21 protein-coding genes and 1 tRNA gene are annotated in these 23,626 nt (G+C 66.5%); 8 read left to right on the top strand and 14 right to left on the bottom strand.

Annotated features, from left to right (window positions below):
• The 4 genes from ACO6D5_RS16970 to ACO6D5_RS16985 all read right to left on the bottom strand — a co-directional run.
• Positions 1–1,640 (bottom strand): UvrD-helicase domain-containing protein (locus tag ACO6D5_RS16970; protein ID WP_485826006.1); only part of this gene is annotated, 1,640 nt, incomplete at its 3' end.
• Between the two features lie 2 nt (positions 1,641–1,642).
• A complete protein-coding gene (locus tag ACO6D5_RS16975) occupies positions 1,643–4,306 on the bottom strand; it encodes a PD-(D/E)XK nuclease family protein (RefSeq protein WP_485826007.1) in 2,664 nt (887 codons plus the stop codon).
• A gap of 103 nt (positions 4,307–4,409) precedes the next feature.
• Positions 4,410–4,568, bottom strand: a complete 159-nt coding sequence (locus ACO6D5_RS16980) for a hypothetical protein (RefSeq protein WP_315527566.1) — start codon at positions 4,566–4,568, stop codon at positions 4,410–4,412.
• A gap of 37 nt (positions 4,569–4,605) precedes the next feature.
• The gene (locus ACO6D5_RS16985) at positions 4,606–5,817 is read right to left on the bottom strand and encodes an MFS transporter (protein WP_315527569.1); all 1,212 of its coding nucleotides are present in this window, start codon (positions 5,815–5,817) and stop codon (positions 4,606–4,608) included.
• Between the two features lie 230 nt (positions 5,818–6,047).
• Here ACO6D5_RS16985 and ACO6D5_RS16990 point away from each other — a divergent pair, with 230 nt between their 5' ends.
• The 5 genes from ACO6D5_RS16990 (at position 6,048) to ACO6D5_RS17010 (ending at position 11,743) form a co-directional block, all read left to right on the top strand.
• Positions 6,048–6,359, top strand: coding sequence for a DUF485 domain-containing protein (locus tag ACO6D5_RS16990; protein WP_485826008.1), 312 nt, complete (start codon positions 6,048–6,050; stop codon positions 6,357–6,359).
• Positions 6,356–8,032 carry a cation/acetate symporter ActP gene (gene actP, locus ACO6D5_RS16995; protein WP_485826009.1) on the top strand — a complete coding sequence of 559 codons (1,677 nt, stop codon included), beginning with the start codon at positions 6,356–6,358 and terminating at the stop codon, positions 8,030–8,032. Before ACO6D5_RS16990 ends, actP begins: the two co-directional genes overlap by 4 nt.
• A gap of 19 nt (positions 8,033–8,051) precedes the next feature.
• Positions 8,052–10,007 (top strand): acetate--CoA ligase, encoded by a 1,956-nt coding sequence (acs, locus tag ACO6D5_RS17000; protein ID WP_485826010.1) that lies wholly within the window; start codon positions 8,052–8,054, stop codon positions 10,005–10,007.
• Between the two features lie 6 nt (positions 10,008–10,013).
• Positions 10,014–10,655, top strand: coding sequence for a response regulator transcription factor (locus tag ACO6D5_RS17005; protein ID WP_315527579.1), 642 nt, complete (start codon positions 10,014–10,016; stop codon positions 10,653–10,655).
• Positions 10,656–10,789: 134 nt separating this feature from the next.
• Positions 10,790–11,743, top strand: a complete 954-nt coding sequence (locus tag ACO6D5_RS17010; protein ID WP_315527580.1) for an NAD(P)H-dependent flavin oxidoreductase — start codon at positions 10,790–10,792, stop codon at positions 11,741–11,743.
• Positions 11,744–11,797: 54 nt separating this feature from the next.
• Here ACO6D5_RS17010 and ACO6D5_RS17015 read toward each other — a convergent pair whose 3' ends face one another.
• The 7 genes from ACO6D5_RS17015 to ACO6D5_RS17045 form a co-directional block, all read right to left on the bottom strand.
• Positions 11,798–12,784, bottom strand: coding sequence for a tripartite tricarboxylate transporter substrate binding protein (locus ACO6D5_RS17015; RefSeq protein WP_315527582.1), 987 nt, complete (start codon positions 12,782–12,784; stop codon positions 11,798–11,800).
• A 47-nt stretch (positions 12,785–12,831) separates the two neighbouring features.
• Positions 12,832–14,028: a CoA transferase gene (locus tag ACO6D5_RS17020; protein WP_315527585.1), complete on the bottom strand. Its 1,197-nt coding sequence runs from the start codon at positions 14,026–14,028 to the stop codon at positions 12,832–12,834.
• Positions 14,025–14,759: an enoyl-CoA hydratase/isomerase family protein gene (locus tag ACO6D5_RS17025; protein WP_485826011.1), complete on the bottom strand. Its 735-nt coding sequence runs from the start codon at positions 14,757–14,759 to the stop codon at positions 14,025–14,027. The genes ACO6D5_RS17020 and ACO6D5_RS17025 overlap by 4 nt, the downstream gene beginning before the upstream one ends.
• A gap of 90 nt (positions 14,760–14,849) precedes the next feature.
• Positions 14,850–15,386 (bottom strand): MarR family winged helix-turn-helix transcriptional regulator, encoded by a 537-nt coding sequence (locus ACO6D5_RS17030; RefSeq protein WP_006222840.1) that lies wholly within the window; start codon positions 15,384–15,386, stop codon positions 14,850–14,852.
• An 88-nt stretch (positions 15,387–15,474) separates the two neighbouring features.
• Positions 15,475–16,431, bottom strand: coding sequence for a hydroxymethylglutaryl-CoA lyase (locus tag ACO6D5_RS17035; protein ID WP_485826012.1), 957 nt, complete (start codon positions 16,429–16,431; stop codon positions 15,475–15,477).
• Positions 16,428–18,059 carry an AMP-binding protein gene (locus ACO6D5_RS17040; RefSeq protein WP_485826013.1) on the bottom strand — a complete coding sequence of 544 codons (1,632 nt, stop codon included), beginning with the start codon at positions 18,057–18,059 and terminating at the stop codon, positions 16,428–16,430. The genes ACO6D5_RS17035 and ACO6D5_RS17040 overlap by 4 nt, the downstream gene beginning before the upstream one ends.
• Positions 18,056–18,826 carry an enoyl-CoA hydratase/isomerase family protein gene (locus tag ACO6D5_RS17045; RefSeq protein WP_485826014.1) on the bottom strand — a complete coding sequence of 257 codons (771 nt, stop codon included), beginning with the start codon at positions 18,824–18,826 and terminating at the stop codon, positions 18,056–18,058. Before ACO6D5_RS17045 ends, ACO6D5_RS17040 begins: the two co-directional genes overlap by 4 nt.
• 296 nt (positions 18,827–19,122) lie before the next feature.
• Here ACO6D5_RS17045 and ACO6D5_RS17050 point away from each other — a divergent pair.
• Both ACO6D5_RS17050 and pbpG read left to right on the top strand, forming a co-directional pair.
• Positions 19,123–19,197, top strand: a tRNA-Arg gene (locus tag ACO6D5_RS17050).
• 309 nt (positions 19,198–19,506) lie between these two features.
• The gene (gene pbpG / locus ACO6D5_RS17055; protein WP_315527591.1) at positions 19,507–20,721 is read left to right on the top strand and encodes a D-alanyl-D-alanine endopeptidase; all 1,215 of its coding nucleotides are present in this window, start codon (positions 19,507–19,509) and stop codon (positions 20,719–20,721) included.
• 70 nt (positions 20,722–20,791) lie between these two features.
• Here pbpG and ACO6D5_RS17060 read toward each other — a convergent pair whose 3' ends face one another.
• Complete coding sequence (locus tag ACO6D5_RS17060; protein ID WP_315527592.1) at positions 20,792–21,181, bottom strand: ribbon-helix-helix domain-containing protein; 390 nt, start codon at positions 21,179–21,181, stop codon at positions 20,792–20,794.
• 250 nt (positions 21,182–21,431) lie between these two features.
• Between ACO6D5_RS17060 and adhP the strand changes: the two genes are divergently transcribed.
• A complete protein-coding gene (adhP, locus tag ACO6D5_RS17065; RefSeq protein WP_485826015.1) occupies positions 21,432–22,457 on the top strand; it encodes an alcohol dehydrogenase AdhP in 1,026 nt (341 codons plus the stop codon).
• A gap of 87 nt (positions 22,458–22,544) precedes the next feature.
• Here the strand turns inward: adhP and ACO6D5_RS17070 are convergent, their stop codons facing one another.
• The gene (locus ACO6D5_RS17070) at positions 22,545–23,123 is read right to left on the bottom strand and encodes a DJ-1/PfpI family protein (RefSeq protein ID WP_006222832.1); all 579 of its coding nucleotides are present in this window, start codon (positions 23,121–23,123) and stop codon (positions 22,545–22,547) included.
• A 134-nt stretch (positions 23,124–23,257) separates the two neighbouring features.
• Positions 23,258–23,626: YbaK/EbsC family protein (locus ACO6D5_RS17075; protein WP_485826016.1), on the bottom strand; the 369-nt coding region annotated here is incomplete at its 5' end.

Genomic DNA, 23,626 nt, shown 5'->3' on the forward strand with positions numbered 1-23,626 from the left:
GCGATGTCTTCAGCCTGCTCTTCGGCAGGCGCCGCGCCGGCGCGCGACCACGCGGGATGGAAGCGCACCGCCGGGTCCGGCAGCGCGTCGTGGAAAGCGGTGGACGGGCTGTAGGCGATCGCGCCTGCGGCGGCGTCGCTGCGCTTGGGCAGCAGCGACACGAACGACCGGTTCACCCAGTCGACGATGCCCGCCTGCGACCGGAAGTTGTCGGTCAGGTTCAGGAAATCGGGCTGCAACTCGCCCACGCCGATATCCGCCACCTCCAGGAACAGGCCCACTTCGGCCTTGCGGAAGCGGTAGATGGACTGCATGGGGTCGCCCACCAGGAACAGGCTGCGGCCATCGCCCGCCTGCCAGCCGGAGGTCAGCGTGCGCAGCAGGTCCAGCTGCGTCTGGCTGGTGTCCTGGAATTCGTCGATCAGCAGATGGCGGATCGACGCATCCAGCTTCAACAGCAATTCACCCGGATCATCGGCGCTGCCCAGCGCCGAGGCCGCGCGCTGCGCGATCTCGATGAAGTCCACTTCGCCCGTGTCCGCGAAGCGCAGCCGCAACTGGGCCACGGCCAGCGCCAGCGTCATCAACTGGGCGCCCAGCACTTCCCACTGCGCGTCGGTGAAGCGCGGCTCCGGAATGTCGCGCACGGCGTTCAGGCGGCGCACCCAGGCGGCCTGCCCGTCGGCCGCCTCCAACCACGCCACAAAGGGTTCCTTGTGCGCGCACTTGGCAGGAAAGCCCAAATTCTTGTTGACCGTCTTGCGCAGGCTGCCCGTGCCAGTCAGCAACAGATGCGCCACCGCGCGCCACTGGTCCAGCACCTCGGCATCCGGCGGCAGTTCTTCCGTCCAGTCCAGCAGCGCCAGCAGCTTGTTGTCGTCTTCGCCGTCCTGCAGATGGGTCGCGGCCAAACGGGCGGGCCCGCACAGCGCTTCGGCCCAGCCATACGGCATCGCTTCGCTCAGCGCATCCAGGTCTTCGCCGATGGCTTCGGCCAGCATGGCTTCCATGCCCGCGCGGTCGGAACCATGGCGCAGCAGCGGCAGCCATTGGTCGCGTTGGCCCAGCATGTCGGCGATGGCGTCCTTGGCCGCCTGCACATCCACGTCCAGATGCTGCAACAACACGCGCACCGCGTCATACTCGTCAGCCAGGTCGAGCGTGGCGCGCGCGGCGGCCTCGTAGTTCGCGCGGGCGTCATCGGTGATCTCGGGCATGCCGCCCAGTTCCGACAGCCATGGCATGCTGCGCACCAGCCCCGCGCAGAAGGAATCGATGGTGCGGATGGCCAGGCGCGCCGGGTGATCCAGCAGATGCCAGCCCTGCGCTTCGTTGCGCGCCAGGGCGGCACGGGCCAATTCCCAGCTGCGGCGTTCATGCATGGCCTCGGGCGGCCCGTCCAGCCCGCGACGCAGCTTGCTCAGCACGCGGGCGTGCATTTCGGACGCGGCCTTGCGCGTGAAGGTAATGGCGACGATCTCTTCCGGACGGTTCACCGTGGCCAACAGGGCAAGGATACGGTCGGTCAGCAGTTCGGTCTTGCCCGAGCCCGCCGGAGCCTGCACCAGGAACGAACGGGTCGGGTCCAGCGCGTCGGTGCGCGCGGCGTGGTCCTGCGGCAAGCGTTCTTGTTCAGCCATGCTCATGCATCCTCGTCGTCCAGATGCAAACGCAGGAACGGCAATGCATCGCAGTATTTCAAATCATCCCGCCGGTAGGCCACGTTGGTGGCCACCCCGGCGACATACTCGTCGGCCAGCGCTTCGATCGCCACGCGCCAGCGCTGCCGGATCTCGGGCCAGGACAGGCCATCGAAGAATTTGCTGTCTTCGGCCAGCGTGACGCCCGGCATGCCCAGGTCTTCGTCGGCCAGGCCTTGGGCGGCCACCTGCCGCGCATGGATCTGCGCCAGCACCAGGCCAGCCACCTCGCCGCCCGCGGCATCCGCCAGCACCGACGCATAGAACGGCAACTGCACGTTCACCGGCCGGCTTCTTGACCAGTCGGGCTCGGGCTTGGCAGCGGCCACGCCCGTCTTGTAGTCGACGATGACGTTGCGGCCATCGGCCAGGCTGTCGATGCGATCCAGCCGCAGCTTCAGGTTCAGCGCCCCGCGCTGCCACTGGTGGTTTTTTTCAACCTGGGCGACGGCGAACGGCAGGCGCTGCGCCTCCATGTCCAGCCACGAGGCCAGCACGGTCCGGGCGCGCTGGCATTCCAGCGCCTTGAGCGCGGGCGCGTAATCCTTGAGCTCGACGTCGGCCGCCTGCGCCACTGCCTGCTCCAGCAGGGCGGGCAGCCGGCCGGTGGCCAGGACCTCGTGCAAGGCTTCCTGGTCGGGCATCATGCCCCACACCAGTTCCAGCGCCTTGTGCAGGAACTGGCCGCGCACGTTCACGGTGGCGATGTCGGCATAGGGCGCCAGTTCGCGAGCGCCCAAGCGGTGGCGCACGAAGGCCCATAGCGGGTTGCGCGCCTGCGTGTCCAGGACGTCCAGCCCCCCGCCACCGCGGTTCCCGGGGGCCAGCGGCGGCCCCTGGTTGTCGTCCAGCGATTCCTGCGGCAGCGCCGCCACCAGATCGGCGGCGGCCGGCGCCCAGTCCGTCAACGCTGCGGCGGCGATCAGCGGCGAGGGACGCAATTCGCGCTCGCCATCCATGTGGGCGTGGCTGACGATGATGGCGGGCGCGCAGCGGCACAGCGCGGCATACATGCCTTCAGCCCATTCGCGTTCCCGTTCGGGCGTGGCCCGCGGCGCCTTGGCCTGGCGCAGCACCGCCAAGGGCAACAGCGGGTTGGGCTTGGGCGATGCGGGCAGGACGTCATCGGTCAAGCCCAGCATCCAGACGCCATCCCAGTAGCCGCCTTCGGCCTCCAGCAGACCCAGTACATCCAGGCGTGCCAGCGGATCGCGCTGGGGCTGGAACGATGCGGACCGCGCCACGCTATGCAGCAGATTCACCGCCGCCACGCCGCCCAGCCGGCCGGCCGCCGGCGCCAGCGCGGAGAAGCTGCCCAAGGCGTCGCCCAGCGCGCCCATGACCTGATACCCCACGCTGTCCAGCACGGCTTCGCCGGGGAATCCCAACGCCGTCAGCGCGGCTTTCATGCGCAACATCCAGATGTCGCAGGTCGCCTGGCGACCGCCCTGCGTCCAGATCTCCATCGCCTGGTTCCAGGCTTGCGCCAGGGCGGGCATGTCGGCCAGCAACTTCTTCCAGTCCTGCGGGCCCACGTGCTGCACGGCCTGCCGGCGCCAGCGCGCGTCAATCGCGGCCAGTCGCGCGCGGTCGCGCACGTCGCCGGCGCAATAGCCGGCCAGCACGGCGGCGCCCAGCACATCCACGCCGCAGCCCTTGCCTGCAGCGCATTCGGCCAGCGCACGCAGCCACGCCAGCGCGGCGCGCGCCATCGGCCATTCATCAAGCGGCCGGCCCACCGCCACGTTGAACGCAAAAGCCGGCGCGCCATCACGGCCGGCCAAGGCCTGACTCAACACGCGTCGCGCGAACGGGGATTCGGCCTCCAGTTGCGGCGACACGATGGCGTAGCGCCCAAGCGGATTCGCCTTCAAGCGGCTGGCGGCCCACGCGGCGGCGGCGCGCCATTCCGCGCCCTGATCCGCGGCCTCGAACCGCCGCGCCACGGTTTCGACCCGCTGCGCATCGCGCCACTGCGCCACCACGGTGCCCTGCGCTTCAAACGCGCCGAGCAACCGGCGAAAGCGCGGCGACATATCGGTAAAACCCGCCAGCACCAGTTGGCCCGGGGTCGCCAGCCGGCCGTCTTCCAGAGCGCGCAGCACGCGCGCATACCCCTGGTTCGCGTCTTCGGCATCGATGCCTGCCAGCGTTTGGCGGTAGCGCGCGCGCCACCGGGCAAAGCCGCGATATTCGTCGGTGTCCGCGCCCGACGGCACGTGCAGGTCCCACTCGTCCATCAGCAGATCGGCATCCATGGACAAGCGCGCGGCCTGGCTGGCGTCCAGCAGCACCCGCTCCGCTTCCTCCGCGCGAATGGCTTCGGTCCATACCAACTGCGTGGCAAAGCTGTCCAGCCGGTAAGCAGGCACGTCATCATCGGCTTCGAAGGCCAGCTCGTTGGCGGACTCGGCCAACCAGGCCGACAACGGCAGGATGCGCGGCAATTCGCTGACCTGGCGCTCCTGGCGCAGCAGACCAGCCAGCTCCAGCGTCAAGCGGCGCGACAGCCGGTTGTTGACGGTCAGCACCAGCGTGTCGGCGGCGGGCATGGCGCCGATGTCCGGCAGCGAGAGATCGGAAAAGGAAAGCGATGCGTCCTGCATGGGCACCTACAAAGCGCTTGCCGAAACGGCAGGCGCGGGCGACAAAAAAACGACGGAGAAAAACTCCGTCGTAGGATACCGCGAGCCGAGCGGATGAAGGCGGCTAAAAGCCGCAGAGCGCGGCCAGGTTTTCCCAATGGATCTGCATCTCGGGCGTGGTGTAGCCCCAGAACGCCAGGCCCAGCACGGCCGCCAGCGCCAGCACGCCCAGGGCGCGCCAGCCCCGATGGCGGCGGACGGCGGGAGGATGGGCCGAGGTCATGGGCGGATCTCCGGATCGCAAGGTTCGGGCGCCGGCCTCATGCCGACGCGGGGCGGGGTTCGGCGGGCGTCACCGGCTGCTCCCGCACCGGCAGGCACAGCAGCGCCGCGATCACGGCCAGCGCCACGCCCAACCACCAGACCATATCGTAATTGCCCGTCTTGGCGTAGGCGTACCCCCCGAGCCAGACACCGATGAAGCTGCCCAGCTGGTGCCCCAGGAAGACGATGCCCGACAACGTGGCCGCATAACGCAGGCCGTAGATCTGCCCGATCAGCCCTTGTGTAAGCGGTACCGTCCCTAACCAGAACAGGCCCATCCAGGCCGCAAAGGCATACAGCACCCACGCCGACAAGGGCATGGCCAACAGCAGCAGAATGCCGAAGGCCCGCATGAAATACACGACCGCCAGCAAGCGCTTCTTGCTGTATTTGCCACCCAGCTTGCCCGCATAGAACGAGCCCAGCACGTTGAACAGCCCGATCAGCGCCACGGCGGTCGCGCCCTGCCCCGGCGTCAGGCCGCCGTCGGTCACATAGGCGGGCAGGTGCAGGGTGATGAAGGCAGTGTGAAACCCGCAGACGAAATAGCTCCAGAACAGGAAGTGGAACGAGGGATGCCGTACTGCCTGGCGCACGGCCGCGGCCAGGGACTGCTGCGGCCCCGATTGCGCTTGCGGACGCCCGCGCAGGAAATAGGCCAGCGGCGCGGCGCAAGCCACGAACAGCGACAGCACCCACAGCGCCCCCGGCCAGTCCATGCCGGTGATCAGCGCCTGCCCGGTAGGCACCACGGCGAACTGGCCCAGCGAACCGCCGGCGCTGGCGATGCCCATCGCCGTGCTGCGGTAGGCGGGCGGCACCGCACGCGCCACGACCGGCAGGATTACGGGGAACGTGGTGCCCGCCTGGCCCAACCCGACCAGCACGCCGGCGGTCAGGTACAGCGTGGTTTCGTCGGTCGCAAAGCGCGTGCCGATCATGCCCAGCATGTACAGCACCGCGCCCAGCGCGATGGTGCGCCCCGATCCGTAGCGGTCGGCCAGGATGCCCATGAAGATGCAGGCGACGCCCCACACCAGGTTCTGCAAGGCGAAGGCCATCGAAAACACGTCGCGGCCCCAGCCGTGCGCCAGGCCCATCGGCTGCATGAACAGGCCAAAAGTGGCGCGCACGCCCATGGCAAGAAGCACCACAAGGGTACCCAGGATGAGGGTGCGCGTGGAAATCTTATCGGTTTGGATAGACATGAAACCCGTGTCTGGTTGTTGTATGGGTCTGCGTCCCCTCCTCGGGACGACCCGCACATCATATACAACTCCCCCGGGGCGAAGCGGCAATAGCCATGCTGCCGCATCGCACTTTCTCCGCCTGTCACTCGGGCCTTCCCCCTACGACTAAGGTCGCGTGTCCCTCGAATGATTGCGTCTCTATATTGAACGGCGGTTCGTCCGCCCAAAACAACAAGGAGACTCTTCCGATGACTTCGCCCGACGGCGTGGTTGCCGCTGCCATGCAGCATCCCAAATATCAGGAATTGCTGCGTCGCCGCAACCGCACCAGCCTGCTGTTCTTCGCCATCACCGGCGTCATCTACGCGGGCTTCATCCTGACGCTGGCATTCGATCCCGCGTTCTTCGCCCGCCCGCTGCCAGGCATGACGATGAGCATCGGCGTCCTGAGCGGCGTCCTCGTCGCATGCAGCGCCGTAGTGCTGATTTCGGCCTACGTCCACATCTCCAACACGGTTTTCGACCCGCTGCTGGCCGCCATCATCAAGGACGTATCATGAAGCGCAAGACAGCAAGCGCCGTGCTGGTCTTCATGCTGGGTTGCGCGCTGGCGGGCTCGGCCCGCGCCGCGGCGACCGGGCAGGCCAGCACCTCGGCCATCGTCATGTTCCTGACCTTCATCGCGGGAACAATGGGTATCACCTATTGGGCCGCCAAGCGCACCCGCACCACGTCGGACTTCTACACGGCCGGCGGCGGACTGACAGGCTTCCAGAACGGATTGGCCATCGCAGGCGATTACCTTTCCGCCGCCTCGTTCCTGGGCATCGCGGGCATGGTCTACGTCAGCGGTTTCGACGGCATGATCTACGCCATCGGTTTCCTGTTCGGCTGGCCGGTGGTCATGTTCCTGATCGCTGAACGGCTGCGCAACCTGGGCCGCTACAACTTTGCGGACGTGACCTCGTTCCGGTTGGCCCAAACCCCCATGCGAGTGCTGGCGGCCAGCGCGTCGCTGCTGATCATCGCGCTGTACCTGATCGCGCAGATGGTCGGCGCGGGCAAGCTGATCGTGCTGCTGTTCGGGCTGGACTACAACATCGCGGTGCTGATCGTCGGGTCGCTGATGATGATCTACGTCGCCTTCGGCGGCATGACCGCCACGACCTGGGTACAGATCATCAAGGCGGTCCTGATGCTGTTCGGCGCCACGCTGATGACGATCCTGGTGCTGGCGGCCTTTGATTACAGCCCCGATGCGCTGCTGGCAGAGGCTACCCGCGTGCACCCGTCCGGCCTGGAACTGCTGGCGCCGGGCGCGCAGGTCAGCAGCAATCCGCTGAACGCCTTGTCGCTGGGCATCGCGCTGGCTTTCGGCACCGCCGGCCTGCCCCACATCCTGATGCGCTTCTTCACAGTCTCCAACGCCAGGGAAGCCCGCAAGTCCGTGATCTACGCCAGCGCTTTCATCGGCTACTTCTATCTGCTCACGTTCATCATCGGCTTTGGCGCGGTTGCGCTGCTGGTTCGGCACCCCGAGTATTTCGCGACGGGCCCGGACGGCGGGTTCGACATGATGAAAAGCCTGATCGGCGGCACCAATATGGTCGCGGTCCACTTGGCCAACGCCGTGGGCGGCAATCTGCTGCTGGGTTTCCTGGCGGCCGTCACCTTCGCCACCATCGTGGCGGTGGTGGCCGGTCTGGCGCTAGCGGGCGCCGCAGCCATTTCGCATGACCTGTACGCCAACGTCATCGCGCGCGGCCGCGCCACGGAACACCAGCAGATGCGCATTTCGCGCCTGTCCACCATCGCGCTGGGCGTCATGGCCATCCTGCTGGGCATCGTGTTCGAGAACCAGAACGTGGCGTTCATGGTAGGGCTGGCCTTCGCCATCGCCGCCAGCGCCAACTTCCCCGTGCTGGTGCTGTCGATCTCCTGGCGCGGATGCACCACGCGCGGGGCGACCATCGGTGGCTTTCTGGGCCTGGCCAGCGCGACGGTCTGGGTGGTGCTCAGCCAGACCGTCTGGGTGGACGTCTTCGGCTTTGCTTCCCCCGTCACGCCCTTCCCCAACCCGGGCATCCTGTCCATCCCGCTCGCGTTCTTCTCAATCTGGCTGTTCTCGAAATTGGACCGCAGCCCCCGGGCCCGGCAGGAAGCCGCCGCTTTCGACGCCCTGACCGTCCGCAGCCAGACCGGTATCGGCGCCACCACCGCCGTCAGCCATTAACCGTTCAGAGGAGCCATCCATGGAACCCATCCGCGACACCTACCCCGTGCCCGAGGGCTTTGCCGGCCCGCAGACGATTACGCAGGAAGACTATGAAAACCTGTATGCGGCATCGCACCGCGATCCCGACGCCTTCTGGGCGCGCGCCGCGCAGCGCCTGCAGTGGCTTCGCCCCCCGACGCAAATCCGGGACGTCAGCTTCGCCGCCGAAGACTTCCATATCCGCTGGTATGCCGACGGGGAGCTGAACGTCAGCGTCAACTGCCTGGACCGCCACCTTGAGACCCACGGCGAAAAGGCCGCGCTGATCTGGGAGCCGGACGACCCCGGCACGCCTTCGCGCCGCATCAGCTACCGCGAATTGCACGCCATGGTCTGCAAGATGGGCAATGCGCTGCGACGTATCGGCATCGGCCGCGGCGACCGCGTCACGATCTACATGCCGATGATCGTGGACACCGTGGCCGCCATGCTGGCCTGCGCGCGCATCGGCGCCGTGCACAACGTGGTGTTCGGCGGATTCGCGCCGGCCTCGATCGCCGACCGCGTGCGCGACTGCGGCGCTCGCGCCATCATCACCGCCGACGAAGGACGGCGGGCGGGCCGCAGCATTGCGCTGAAGGCCAATGTGGACGCCGCGATGAAGATGCCGGGCATGGAGGGCGTGCGCAATGTGCTGGTGGTCAGGAATACTGGCGCGCCCATCGAAATGACCGCCGAACGCGACTATTGGCTGGACCGACTGATGGACCGGGAAACCGAAGAATGCGTCCCGGAGCGCATGAACGCCGAAGACCCGCTTTTCATCCTCCATACCTCCGGCAGCACCGGCAAGCCCAAGGGCATGCTGCACACGACCGGTGGTTACCTCGTCTATGCCGCCTATACGCATGCCGCCATCTTCGACATCCGGGACAGCGATGTTTTCTGGTGCACGGCGGACGTGGGCTGGATCACGGGCCACAGCTACATCGTGTACGGCCCGCTGGCCAATGGCGCCACGACGGTCGTCTTTGAAGGCGTGCCCAGCTACCCGGACGCCTCCCGCTTCTGGCACGTCGTCGACAAGCACGAGGTCAGCATCTTCTACACCGCGCCCACGGCCATCCGCGCCCTGATGCGCGAGGGCCCCGAGCCCGTCCTGCGCACCTCCCGGAAGTCGCTGCGCCTGCTGGGCACGGTGGGCGAACCCATCAACCCCGAGGCCTGGCGCTGGTATCACGACGTCGTGGGCGGGGGTCGCTGCCCGATCGTGGACACCTGGTGGCAGACGGAAACAGGCGGCATCCTGATTGCGCCGTTGCCCGGCGCCAAGGCCTGCAAACCGGGCTCGGCCAGCATGCCCTTTTTTGGCATCCGGCCGGAGCTGGTCGATGTGCGGACGGGCGAACGGATAGAAGGCCCCGGCGAAGGGAACCTGTTCATCCGCGATTCGTGGCCCGGCCAGGCGCGCACCGTCTACGGCGACGACCGGCGCTACATAGAGAGTTGCTTCAAGGACTATCCCGGCATGTACTTCACGGGCGACAGTTGCCGCCGCGATGCCGACGGCGACTACTGGGTCACCGGTCGCGTGGACGACGTACTGAACGTCAGCGGGCATCGCATCGGCACCGCCGAACTGGAAAGCGCGCTGGTATCGCACCCCAAGGTGGCCGAAGCGGCGGCGGTGGGCTTTTCCCACGACATCAAGGGCCAAGGCATTTACGTGTACGTCACGCTGAAAGCGGGCCTGGAAACGTCCGATACCTTGCGCCAGGAACTGGTGGCCCACGTGCGCCGCGAAATCGGCCCCATCGCGACGCCCGACCACCTGCAATGGGCGCCCGCACTGCCCAAGACGCGCTCGGGAAAAATCATGCGCCGCATCCTGCGCAAGATTGCCGAGAACACCGTTGACGACCTGGGCGACATCACCACGCTGGCCGATCCCTCGGTCGTGCAAGCACTGGTACAGGAACGGCGTATGGCATGATCGGCCATGTCCTTGTTCCTGATCGCCGATGACCACCCGCTGTACATCGAAGCCCTGCGGGGGCTCATCGGCCGCTTATTCCCGAACGCCGTCATCCGGGACGCCGAACAGATCGGCGTGCTCTACGCCCTGGTCCAGGCCAAGCCGCACGCCGATCTGCTGTTGCTGGACCTGAACATGCCCGGCGCGACGGGCTTCGACGTCTTGACGCGCGTGCTCCGCATGCGGCCGCAATTGCCCGTCGTCATCGTGTCGGCGCATGACGATCCGCTGCTGATGCGCCGCGCGATCGATCATGGCGCGATGGGTTTCATTCCGAAGTCGGCCAACGCCGACACCATCGGCAGGGCCTTGCGCCACGTGCTGAACGGCGGCGCCTGGCTGCCCTTCGATGACGGCAAGGCCGGTCGCGCCTGCCCCGAAGACAGGCAACTTGCCGCAAGGCTGTGCGAGCTGACGCCGCAGCAATACCGGGTATTGCGGATGGTGGGCGCGGGGCTGCTCAACAAGCAGATCGCGCATGAGCTGAACGTGGCGGAAGCCACGGTCAAAACGCACATGACCGCCGTGATGCGCAAACTCTGCGTCTCCAATCGGACACAGGCGGTGCTGATCGCCAAGCGTTTGGGCTTGACCGACTGGGCTTGATCCCAGGGATCGGTTACCCGGTGCCGGGCCGCTTCCGGCCCCCCCACCACGCGTCCCGATCCATTGCGGTCGAATATAGTTGATATTATCAACTAACTGATCGAAAATGGGCTTTTCCCCACGGCAGGTAGGCCATGATTCTGCAAACTCCGCTGACCCGATTGCTGGGCACGCGTTATCCCATCATCCAGGGCGGCATGAGCTGGGCATCGTCCAACGCGGCCCTTGCGCTGGCGGTGTCCCGTGCCGGCGGGCTGGGCGTCATCGCCGCCGGCCCGATGTACCCCGAGGCCCTGCTTGCCGCCGTGCGCGAGGTGCGGCGTGGCACCGACGCGCCCTTCGCCGTCAACATCCCGCTTTACAACAAGCGCGCCCAGGAACACATGGACATCGCCATCGCCGAAGGCGTGCCGGTCATCATCGCGTCCCAGGGCGGCCCGCAAAAGCACATCGGCCGCGCACGCGAGGCGGGCATCAAATGGCTGCAGGTGGTGGCCAGCCCGCTACATGCCGAGAAAGCCCAGGCGGCAGGCGTGGACGCCGTGATCGCCGTGGGGCTGGAAGCCGGCGGTCATCCAGGGCCCGACGAAATCGGCCTGCAGGTCTTGCTGCGCGCCACCGTGCGTCGCGTGTCCCTGCCGGTGGTGGCAGCGGGCGGCATTGCCGACGGCGCCGGCATTGCCGCGGCCCTGTGCCTGGGCGCGGCCGGCGCGCAATTGGGCACCCGTTTCCTGCTGACGCCCGAGGCCGGCGTGCATGCCGACTACAAGGCGGCCGTACTGGCTGCCGGCGTGGCCGACACGACGCTGGTGGGCCGCGGAAGGTCGCCGGTGCGGATGTTGCGCAATACGTTCGCCCGCCAGTATCTGGCGTCCGAGCGCGGCAGCGACGATGCCGCACTGGATGCGCTGTTCGCCGTCAGCTCACTGAAACAGGCCGCGCACGACGGCGACGTGGAAGGCGGCAAGGTCGAAGCTGGGCAAAGCGCCGGATTGATCGACAGCCTGCAACCCGCGGGCCTGCTGGTGCAGCAGTTGATGGACGAAACACGGGAAGCGCTTGCCCGCGCCGCGGCACTGGCGGGCTGAAAACCGGAAAGCCGCCCGAAGGCGGCTTCGCTTGCAGGGGCGCCGTCCTGGCGCCTACTTCTTCATCAGCCCGGCGGACTCCACCAGCTTCCTCATCGCAAGCTGGTCTTTCTCCACGAACGCCGTCGCTTCGGCCGGCGTCATGTTCCACAAGTCCACGCCCTGCGCCTGCATCAGCTTGCCGTATTCGGCGTCCGCATTCACGCGGCCCATGGCCTGGTTCAGGCGTTGCAGCACGTCGGCCGGCGTCCCTTTGGGCGCGGCCAGGCTGTACCACGACGCCGACTCCGCCCCCGTCACCCCCGACTCCGCCAACGTGGGCACATCCGGCAACAGCGGCGAACGCTTGCCGTTGGCGTAGGCCAGCGCCTTCAAGCGCCCGCTGCGGATGAACTGCAGGCTGGCGGCCAGGTTGAGCACGGCGATGTCCACCTGCCCGCCCACCAGGTCATTGATGGCCGGCGCGGCGCCGCTGTACGGAATGTGCACGATATCGACGCCGGCCCGTTCACGGAACAGTTCCGCGCCCAGATGCGGGGAACTGCCCGGCCCGGCGGACGCGTAATTGATCTTGCCGGGCTCTTTGCGCGCCATCGTCACCAGGTCGGCGACGGTGGCGGCATTCAGCGTGGGGCGCGCGACAAGCATGTTCGGCTGATTGGCCACGATGGACACAAAGGCGAAATCCTTGATGCCGTCGTAAGGCGTGCGCTGCATCAGCGGCGTCACCACATGCGCGGCCGACGTGCCCAGCAGCAGGGTGTAGCCGTCGGGTTTGGCGCGCGCCACGAAGTTCGCGCCGATCGCTGCGCCGCCGCCCGCCTTGTTCTCGACAATCACGGGCTTGCCCAGCTGTTTCTCCAGTTCGCGCGCCAATGCGCGGCCCAGCACGTCGGCGGGGCCGCCGGCGGCATAGGGATTGACCAGCGTGATGGGCTGGGACGGATAAGGGTCGGCGGCAGCCGCGGTCGCGCAGAACGCGCCGGCGGCCAGGCCGCACAGCAGACGCCGATTGGTAAACAGGCGCTTTAGGGTCTTCATGGGTTGTCTCCTGCAGGGTTGTTTTTTTTGGTGTGACGTTGAAATGCCTAGATCGCGCCCTCCGCGCGCAACGCCTGAATCTCCGCATCCGACAGGCCCAGCGTCGCGCTCAGCACGCTGTCGGTGTGTTCGCCCAGCAGCGGGGGGCGGTCCAGGCGCGGATCTTCATAGCCCTTGAACTTGAAAGGGACGGGCACGGCGCCGAAGCGGCCGATAGCGGGATGCTCGTAGCTGGACACCATGCCGCGCGCCAGCACGTGTTCGTTGTGCAGGATTTCCTTTACATCCAGGATCGGGCCAGCGGGTACGCCCACGGCATCGCAGCGCCGGCATAGTTCGTCGCGCGTCAGCCGCCGCGCGGCAGCGGCCAGTCCGGCCATGACTTCATCACGCCGCGCCACCCGCACGGCATTGCGCGCCAACGCCGGGTCATCGGCCCATTGCGGCAGTTCCAGCGCGTCGCACAAGGGCTTCCAATGCTGGTCGCTGCCCGTGATCTGCACCCAGCGCCCATCGCCGCACTCGAACGCGGCCGACGGCACGCGCCCCGGATGCTCGGTGCCCAGCCGTTCTGGCACTTCGCCCAGCGCGAAGTAGCGCGCCGCCGCCAATGACAACAGGCCGACCTGCCCGTCCAGCATCGAGAAATCGATATGGCAGCCTTGTCCCGAGCGGGCCCGGCCGACCAACGCGGACAGGATGCCGATGGCCGCCCACAGGCCCGAGGTCAGATCCGCCACCGGAAGGCCCGGTTTGACCGGACCGCCGCCCCGTTCGCCCGTCAGGCTCATGATGCCGCCCATCGCCTGGAACACCGTGTCGTAGCCCTTGCGGGGCGCATACGGGCCGGTCATGCCGAAGCCCGTGCACGAAAAATAGACCAGCCCCGGGTTGCCCGGCGCGATCGTGTCGCGGTCCAGCCCGTACTTGGCCAGGGTGCCCACCGGAAAATTCTCCACCACCACGTCGCAGGTCTCGGCCAGCCGGCGGATCAGCGCCTGGCCAGCGGGCTTGCGGAAGTTCACGGTGATGGATTGCTTGCTGCGGTTGAAAGCCAGGTAATAAGCAGACTCCGTCCCCCCCTCCCCCTGCACCTGCGGTTCGAACCCCCGGGTTTCGTCGCCGGCACCGGGTTGCTCGACCTTGATCACGGTGGCGCCCAATTCCGCCAGGATCATGGAAGCGAACGGACAAGCCAGCACACGCGACAGATCCAGGATGGTCACGCCGTCCAGCGGCCTCATCGCGCGGCTCCCAGGCGAAAGCCGCGCATGATCACATTGGCGTCGCGCCCGACGCCAAGCGCCTCGGCCAGGCCCAGGTCCGCGGCACGGTGGAAGGCACGCTTGGTCAGCCCCATCGCAGCGGGCTCCCAGCCTGCCAGACGCCCGGCCATCGCCAAGGCCGCGCCCAGCACGTCCGCGGCGGGCGCGACACGGTTGGCGATACCCAACTGCAACGCGCGTGCGCCATCGATGGGTTCCGCCATCGCCACCAATTCAAAGGCGTGCTTGCGCCCCACCTGGCGCACCAGATTCGCCATCACGACGGCAGCCACGATGCCATGGCGCAATTCGGGATAGCCAAAGCGCACGTCCTCGGCCATGACAGTCAGGTCGCATGCCAACGCCAGGCCAGCGCCGCCGCCCAGCGCATTGCCGTGCACCGCGCCCACCACGGGTTTGGTCATCCGCGAGAACACCAGATGCAGGTCGGTCGTCAGGTCGGCGCGGGCCAGGACCGCCTCGGGCTGCTCCATGGTCAGGCCCGAGAACTCCGTGGTGTCCGCGCCGGCGCAGAACGACTTGCCGTTGCCGGTCAGCACGACGGCACGCACCGTCGAGTCCCGCTCCGCTTGCGACAGGGCGTCCAGCAGCGCCGTGGTTAAAGCCGTATTCAGCGCATTGTGCTTTTCCGGGCGGTTCAGGCGCAGCAGACGCACGGCGTCCCGGTTCTCGACGATCAGTTCGGGCATGGCGCAAATCCTCTTGAATAGTGATCAGGCATTTGATTGATTTAATCAACAATATGGGTAAAAAAAGGCGCCCCGGCAGGCGCCACGCATTCACCGCGGCTGCACCCCACGGCCTCGCCGGGCCGGCACCTCGGCCTTGAATTCGTTCAGCATTTCCAGCGCATGGGCCGTCAGCTTGTCCAGCATCCGTTCCATCTCGTCGCGCTCCGCAGGCGACAGGACGGAAAGCATGGCCTCATTGCGCTGCACGGCGGCGGGGAACATTTCTTCATACAACGCGCGCCCGGTCCGCGTCAGGTCCAGGCTGACGCCGCGACCGTCCTGGCTGTCCGCGCTGCGGCAAATCAGCCCGCGTTCAATCAGTTCGGACACCGTGCGGCTGGCCTGGCTCTTGTCGATGTTGGCCTCGCGCGCCACGGCATTGAGCGACATGTCGGGCGCCGCGCCCAGCAAGGCGATGATCCGCCACTCCCTAGGCCCGACGCCGTAACGGCTTTCGTTCAAACCGGCCGCAATGCGGCTGGACACATAGGCCAGGCGATTCAGCCGGTACGAGAACAGCTCCTTCAAGGCGGTCGGCTGGTCGCGCGCGGAGGAAGCGGACTTGTGTGCGTTCAGGGATGCCATGGCTGGGCTCTGCAAAGATGAGGAAAAAGCGTATGGGCGCGCCAGGCGCCCTCCTGGCCGCATGATATACAAATGCGGCTGGCCCCTGTCATGGTGCGCCCGGCGCGTGGCGCGCGCCCGGAATCAGCGGGTTCATGCCGCTTGACGCCACCCGGCTATGCAGCGGCCGGCCCAGCGTTTGCTGGCAGAACTGCGAAGCCTCGTCCAGCGCATCCAGGTCCAGGCCCGTGCGCACACCCATGGATTCAAACAGGCTGACCAGGTCTTCCGTTGCCACGTTGCCCGTGTGGCCGCCGCCATACCGGACCTTGGCCGGATGCCCGCCGACACCGCCGAACGCGCAATCGAAATGCCGCACGCCGGCCTCCAGCGCGGACACGTAATTCACGAGCCCCGTTCCCCGCGTATCGTGGAAATGCGCAACCGGCGTCAACTGGGGAAAAGCGCTCGCCATGCGGCGATACAGGTCGCGCACGGCGGCCGGCGTCGCCATGCCGGTGGTGTCGCCCAGCGTGACGATGCCCACGCCCAAACGCGCGAACCGCCCTACGTCTTCCAGCACGGAGTCCGGGTCCACGGCGCCTTCGAACGGGCATCCGAAGGCGACGGATATCGTGCCGATCATCCGCAAGCGGCCGCCGGCCAGTCCCGCCATTTCGGCGATGTTTTCCCATTGCGCGGCGCGCTCGCGCTTCAGGTTGCGCAGCGAGTGCGACGCGCTGGCCGACACCAGCAGGCTGATCTCGTTGGCGCCGATGCCCGCATCCTGATCCGCCAGCGCGCGCTGCACGGCGCGGGCATTGGCGCAGGTCGCCTTGTACCAGACGCCCGCGCGGCGCGGCAGCATGGCCAGCAACTCGCTGGCGTCGGCAAACTGCGGCACCACTTTTGGATTGGAATAGGACGTTGCTTCCACCCGCTCGAATCCCATGCGCGCAAAACGGTCGATCAGGTCCGACTTGACCGCCGTGCCGACGAATTCGGGCTCGTGCTGCAGGCCATCACGGGCGAAGCATTCGCACAGCACCACATCGCGCGCGCTCATGCCGTTTGCTCCAGGCCGAACAACGCGATCGCATGCGCGCGCAGCTTGTTCTTCTGCACTTTGGAACTGCCCGTCATGCCGATGTGCTCAAAGCTGTCGACCACCGCCACATGGCGCGGCACCTTGTAGTTGGCGCAGCGTTGCTTGCACCAGGCGGTCAATTCATCGGCGGTGCAATCCTGCCCGTCTTTCAGCAGCACGAAGGCCGCGGGCACTTCGCCCAACCGCGCATCGGGCACGCCGACCACTTGCGCCATGCGTACGGCGGGATGCGCATGCAGTACTTCTTCCACTTCAGCTGGCGCGACGTTTTCACCGCCGACGCGGAACATGTCTTTCAACCTGCCCACCATGCGCAGGCGCCCCGCCGCATCCATTTCGCCCAGGTCGCCCGTGCTCAGCCACCCGTCTTCGCCCAGCGCGCGCGCGGTCGCCTCCGGCATGTTGTAGTAGCCCTTCATGACGCTCCAGCCACGCGCCTGGATTTCGCCCGCCTCGCCCACGGCCACCGGGGCACCGGTGCCCGGGTCCACTACCCGTACTTCCATGCCGGGATGCGGCAGCGCCCAGCCCGCGGCGCGCAGCGCAAACGGATCGTCGTGGGACGACAGCGTGATGTTGGGAGACGCCTCGGATTGGCCATAGGCGTTGCACATGCCCGGCACGCCCATGACGTCGCGGATCTTCTGCATCACCTGCGGCCCCGCGGCCGCCCAGCCGCCGCGCAAATGAATGCGCGAGCGGTCGAAATCAGGATGGCCCATCAGCATCAGGAAGATCGTATCGTTGCCCGACGTCAGCGTGCAGCGCTCGGCATCCAGCATCTGCAGCGCATCCGCCACCTCGAACTTGGGCAGCGTCAGCAAGCAGCATCCCGTCACCAGGCTGACCAGGATCGACAAGGTGGTGCCGGCCACGTGAAAGTACGGCCGGATGCTGAAATAGCGGTCGTCGGCGTTGACGCCGATGCGCTGCGCGGCCGCCCACGCGTTGGTCAGCATGTTGGCGTGCGTCAACATCACGCCCTTGGGAAACGAGGTCGTTCCAGAGGTGTACTGGATCAGCAGCACATCGTCAGGCGCCACCGCCTGCACGCAAGCCTGCAGCTGGGCATCGTCCACCGCATTGCCCGCAGCCAGGAAGTCATGCCAGCTTCGCGCGCCCGGCGGACACCGCTCTCCCAACACCACGACCTGGCGCAGGCAAGGCAGGCGCTCGCCGGGCAAGCCATTGGCGCTGTCCAGCGCGGGTTCCACCTGGGTCAGAAGCGCCAGGAAATCGATGCCCAGGAAGGTGTCCGCGGTAAGCAGCAGCTTGACGTCCGCCTGCTTCAGGCAGAACTCGAGCTCCTCGGTCTTGAAGCGCGTATTGACAGGCACCGTGACGGCGCCCAGCATCGCGCAGGCATAGAAGATCTGCACCCACACGCCGCTATTGCCCAGCAGCACGCCGACATGGTCGCCATGCCGCACGCCCGCGGCGTGCAGGGCCCGCGCAATGTGCTGCGCCTGCTCGCGCATCGTGCGCCAATCGTGCCGTTCACCCGGCGCGACAAACGCCTGCGCCTGCGGGCGTTCAAGCGCCACCCTGTCCAAGGCCTGCGACAACGTGATCGGAGCGGCGATCATGCGCGGTCCCCTTTGTCCGATGCGCCAAACCCGGCGATCGCCTGACGCCAGTCCGTGCCGCGCAGATTCTCTTCGATCGCCAGCAGTTCGATCGCCATCGCGCCTTCACGCGTGGTGGCCAGGCCTTGATCGATGCTGCGTTTGGTCAGCCTGACCGTCAAGGGCGAGGCGCCGGCGATCTTCTTGGCCATCTCAAGCGCTTCACGCGGCAAGGCGTCTGGCGCATGCACCTGGTTCACCAAGCCGATCTCGCTGGCTTCCGCCGCATCGAAACGGCGGCCGGTGAACAGCAGTTCCTTGGCCTTGCGCGCCCCTGCGATGCGCGGCAGCCGCTGCGTGGCGCCCACGGTGCCCCACCCCACTTCGGGATAGCAGAAAATCGCGTCAGACGAGGCCAGCACGAAATCACACGCGGCCGCGATCTCGCAGCCCGACCCGAATGCCGGTCCCTGCACGACGGCAATCACGGGCTGCGGCATGCGCTCGATCGCGCCATACGCGGCAAACCCCTGCACGCGCCGGGCGGTCATCTCCGAGGTGCTCATGGTCTTGCGCTCTTTCAAATCGGCGCCGGCGCAGAACGCCGCCCCGGCCGCCTGGATCAGCACCACATTGACATCGGCGTGCGCGGCCAGCACGCCCATGGCCTGCACCAATTCGGCGCACATCAGCGAGTTCAGCGCGTTTCGGGCATCGGGCCGGTTCAGCGTCACCGTGGCGACACGGTCCTGCACGTCCAGCAAGATCGTGTGAAAAATCGGGGTCATGCCTGCTCCTGAATGTTCTAGGTCTTGAAATCAACTTTACGGCATATAGTTGATTAAATCCACTATTTTTTCAGAAGCCGTTCGACGTCATCGGCTGCCCGCAAGCGCCGCCCGACCGCAGCGATTTTTCGCTTTGGACGCAAGCCCCGCCTCCTCTGCTAGACTTGCGCCCTGTCAGCGGCCTGGATTTACCTTGATTAGTGCTACACTCCGCCCGGGTGTTTTCCTGCAATATCAAGGCACTAGAGAAGAAATTCGCCTCCACGCGACCGCTTCGACACCCAAGTTTTGACCGTCTCGCCGTAGTTAAATGGATATAACCGGCCCCTCCTAAGGGTCAATTGGTGGTTCGATTCCACCCGGCGAGGCCACCCTCCGGCTTCGATTCCGACGCCGCACCTTCCCAGAAATGCCGCACGTTCAGCCAGATGAGGGTTAATCCGGGCTACGCTCACGCGCGCCGCGCAGTTAGCTTCTCATGTCGCGTCTTGTGACGAATTGAATCTACGTCAATACGTCACCATTATTTTTTTCGGCGATGATAGCGAATCGTCTTGCGCGCAACTTGATGTACTGTTTAAATTCGACGCGTAAGCCCCTAATTCCTCTGGATTTTTTTGAACCGACGAAACGCCGGCTTAAGAAATATTTCCACACAGACTGACAAGCCTGCTCAAACCATGGCATTTTCCTGGAAACGTGCAATTGCGAACGCGGTAGCGCCGGCGGCGCTGGCGATGTGCGCGCTCCTCGTCCCCCCGGCCGCACTGGCCGCGAAGAATTCTGACCCCTGCAAGACGAACGCCAAGTCGGCGGCTTGCAAGGCGCAACAAGCCAAGAAGGCGCCCGCCGCGAAGTCCGGCTCGGGCAAGAGCGCGGCCGGCAAGCAGGCCGCCCCGGCGGCCAAGAAAGCCGCGCCGGCAGCCAAGAAGGGCTCGCCCCAATCCTCGTCCACCGCCAAGAAGGCGCCGCCCAAGGGCGGCAAGCAGGTGGCCGCCAAAGGCACGCCGCCCAAGAAGGGGGCTGCGGCCGGCAAGAACGGCACGCCGAACAAGGCCGGGCGCGGGCAGCGCACCGCAGCGGCGGTGTCCGCCGCCATGCCGCCGCCCGCCGTATCCGTGCGCGCCGAAGCCGCCGCGCTGCGTTCCAGCACCGCCTACGTGCAAGACCTGGAGACGTCGACCGTCCTGTTTGCCAAGAACGAAAACGTCGTGCGCCCGATCGCCTCCATCTCCAAGCTGATGACCGCGGTCGTCGTCGTGGACGCCAACTTGCCGATGGATGAAATGCTGGAGATCACCGACGAGGATGTCGACGGTCTCAAGCACACGACGTCGCGCCTGCGCGTCGGCACCAAGCTGTCGCGCGGCGACATGCTGCACCTGGCGCTGATGTCTTCCGAGAACCGCGCCGCCAACGCGCTGGGCCGCCACTATCCGGGCGGTTTGCCCGCCTTCGTGGCCGCCATGAACGCCAAGGCGCTGTCGCTGGGCATGAGCAGCACGCACTTCATCGAGCCGACCGGCCTGTCCAGCAACAACGTGTCTTCGCCGCATGATCTGGCCCGCCTGCTGCGCGCGGCCTCGCAGCGCCCGCTGATCCACCGCTACTCGACCGATACCGAGTACGACGTTGAGATCAACAACCGCACCCAGACCTTCCGCAACACCAATCTGCTGGTGCGCAAGCCCGACTGGGACATCAAGGTGTCCAAGACAGGCTACATCAACGAAGCGGGCGAATGCCTGGTGATGCTGGCCCGCATCAATGGCCGCGACCTGGCCATCGTGCTGCTGGATTCGCAAGGCAAGCTGTCTCGCATCGGTGACGCCGTGCGCATCCGCCGCATCGTGCAAAGCGAAGTGGCACTGGCGTCGATCCAGCCGGGCGGTTGAACGCTTTAGCCTCTGCAATGAAAAAAGGCCCGATCCGATCGGGCCTTTTTCTTGGTGTCGCGGCCTGGCGCTATGCCGCGACCGGCCGCTTCGGGCGTAACGGCTTCGCGTCGTACAGCGACGCCGGCAGGCCTTCCAGCACCGCTTGCGGATTCAAGGACCGGATCGGCACCGCCGCATCCAGCGGAATCCGGCCTTCAGCCTGCAGCAGCTGATAGCGCAGGCAGCACACCCTCAGGAACGAGGTGAAGTTGGCGGCCTCGCCGCGATATTCGATCAGCTCGTCGTACAGGCGTTCGATCAGTTGCGTGACGCGCATGTTGTCGCGCCCGGCGATCTCTTCCAGCACCTGCCAGAACAACTGCTCCAGCCGCAAGCTGGTCGCCACGCCGTGCAAGCGCAGCGAACGGGTTTCGGGCGCGTAGGACTGCTCGCTCGCGCGGATGAAGATTTCACACATGGGAGCTCCGGTGCCAGAGGGCAAGGCGCCCGACAAGGCGGCACGCCAGGACCACTGTACGACGTTTGGCGCACCGCCGGCAAGGCGCCGGACGCCCTGGCGGCGCCCTACGCCACCCGGCTGAGCGCCCGCCATTCTGCAACCACACGTTTCCCGCCGATGGCGCATGCCGCCCGGGTTGATATAAATCATGGTCTGGAACGCGCGGGCGTTCGAGCATAGTGACACTGATCAGACTTCGGAGGTAGTGATGAACAAGACCATGAAGGCCGCAGTTGCACGCGCATTCGGCAAGCCCCTGGCAATCGAAGAAGTCGAGGTACCCCGGCCCGGGCCGGGCGAACTGCTGGTGAAGATCGAAGCGTGCGGTGTCTGCCACACCGATCTGCACGCCGTCGAAGGCGACTGGCCCGTCAAACCCAATCCCCCGTTCATCCCGGGCCATGAAGGCGTCGGCTTCGTCGTGGCCGTGGGCGCAGGCGTCACCCATGTGAAGGAAGGCGACCGCGTAGGCATACCGTGGCTGTACTCTGCCTGCGGCCATTGTGAACACTGTCTGGGCGGCTGGGAAACCCTGTGCGAACAGCAGCAGAATGCCGGCTACTCCGTGAACGGCGGCTTCGCCGAGTACGCGCTGGCCGCGGCCGATTACGTGGGGCTGTTGCCCAAGAACGTGGGATTCGTCGACATCGCCCCCGTGCTGTGCGCGGGCGTCACCGTCTACAAGGGCCTGAAGATGACCGATACGCGCCCGGGCAACTGGGTCGTGATTTCGGGCATCGGCGGGCTGGGCCACATGGCGGTGCAATACGCCAAGGCGATGGGCCTGAATGTCGCCGCGGTGGACATCGACGACGCCAAGCTGGACTTCGCGCGCCGCCTGGGCGCGGAAGTGACGGTCAACGCCAAGACCACTGATCCCGCCGCCTACCTGAAGCGTGAAATCGGCGGCGCGCATGGCGCCTTGATCACGGCCGTGTCGCCCAAGGCTTTCGAGCAGGCGCTGGGCATGGTGCGCCGCGGCGGCACCGTGGCGCTCAACGGCCTGCCGCCGGGCGATTTCCCGCTGTCGATCTTCGACATGGTGCTCAACGGCGTCACCGTGCGCGGCTCCATCGTGGGCTCGCGCCTGGACTTGCAGGAGTCCCTGCAGTTCGCCGAAGAAGGCAAGGTGCACGCCACCGTCGCCACGGAAAGCCTGGAGAACATCAACAGCGTGTTCGACCGCATGAAGCAGGGCCAGATCGAAGGCCGCATCGTGCTGGATTTCGCCTGACCTGATCGTCAGCCACCCATGACAAGGCGCCTGGGGCGGCATCCGCCCCAGGCGCCTTGCGCATTCATGCGGCCTGAAGGGCTGCCGTCAGGGCGTGATCTTCGTGCCCAGCACGGCCAGGAACTGCGACAGCCACGCAGGATGCGCGGGCCATGCCGGCGCCGTCACCAGATTGCCGTCGGTATAGGCCTGGTCGATGCCGATCTCGGCATAGGTGCCGCCGGCCAGCCGGACTTCGGGCGCGCAAGCGGGATATGCCGAGCAGGTGCGGCCTTTCAGGATGCCGGCCGCGGCCAGCAGCTGCGCGCCGTGGCACACCGCCGCGATCGGCTTGCCGGCCTGGTCGAAGCCGCGCACGATATCCAGCACCTTTTCATTCAGGCGCAGGTACTCCGGCGCGCGTCCGCCGGGGATCACCAGGCCGTCGTAAGACGACGGCTCGACGCGGTCGAAATCGAAATTCAGCGCAAAATTGTGACCGCGCTTTTCGCTGTAGGTCTGTGCGCCCTCAAAATCGTGGATCGCGGTGGCGATGGTGTCGCCGGCTTTCTTGTCCGGGCAGACTGCATGCACCGTGTGCCCCACCGCCAACAGCGTCTGGAACGGCACCATGGTTTCGTAGTCTTCGGCGTAGTCGCCGACCAGCATCAACAGTCTCTTGCTCATGATTGTCTCCTAGGGGTGGGGGAGCCGGTTGCGCACCCGACTGGCCGGGCTCCGGTTCTTGATGTTCTGCCCCCATTGTGCCCCTGGCGGAAATCAGGCGGGTGGTATGGGAATACCGCGCCGGCGGTCGGCCGCTATTCCAATGCGACGGACACGCCCTTGGCGCCCAGCAGCGTCACCAGGACCTTGGGATCGATGCCGATCAGGTAGCCGCGCCGTCCGCCGTTGATATAGACGACGGGGTATTCCAGCACCTCGGCTTCGACCCACACCGGCATCTTCTTGCGCGTGCCGAACGGCGACGTGCCGCCCACCTGGTAGCCGGAATGCCGCTGCGCGACTTCGGGCTTGCAGGGTTCGACCTTTTTCAGGCCGGCCTGGCGCGCCAGGTTCTTGGTGGAGACTTCGCGGTCGCCATGCATGACCACGATCAGCGGCTTGGCGGATTCGTCTTCCATCACCAGCGTCTTCACCACCGCGTGCGGGTCCAGGCCCAATTGGCG

It is taken from the genome of Achromobacter sp. (assembly GCF_057314935.1).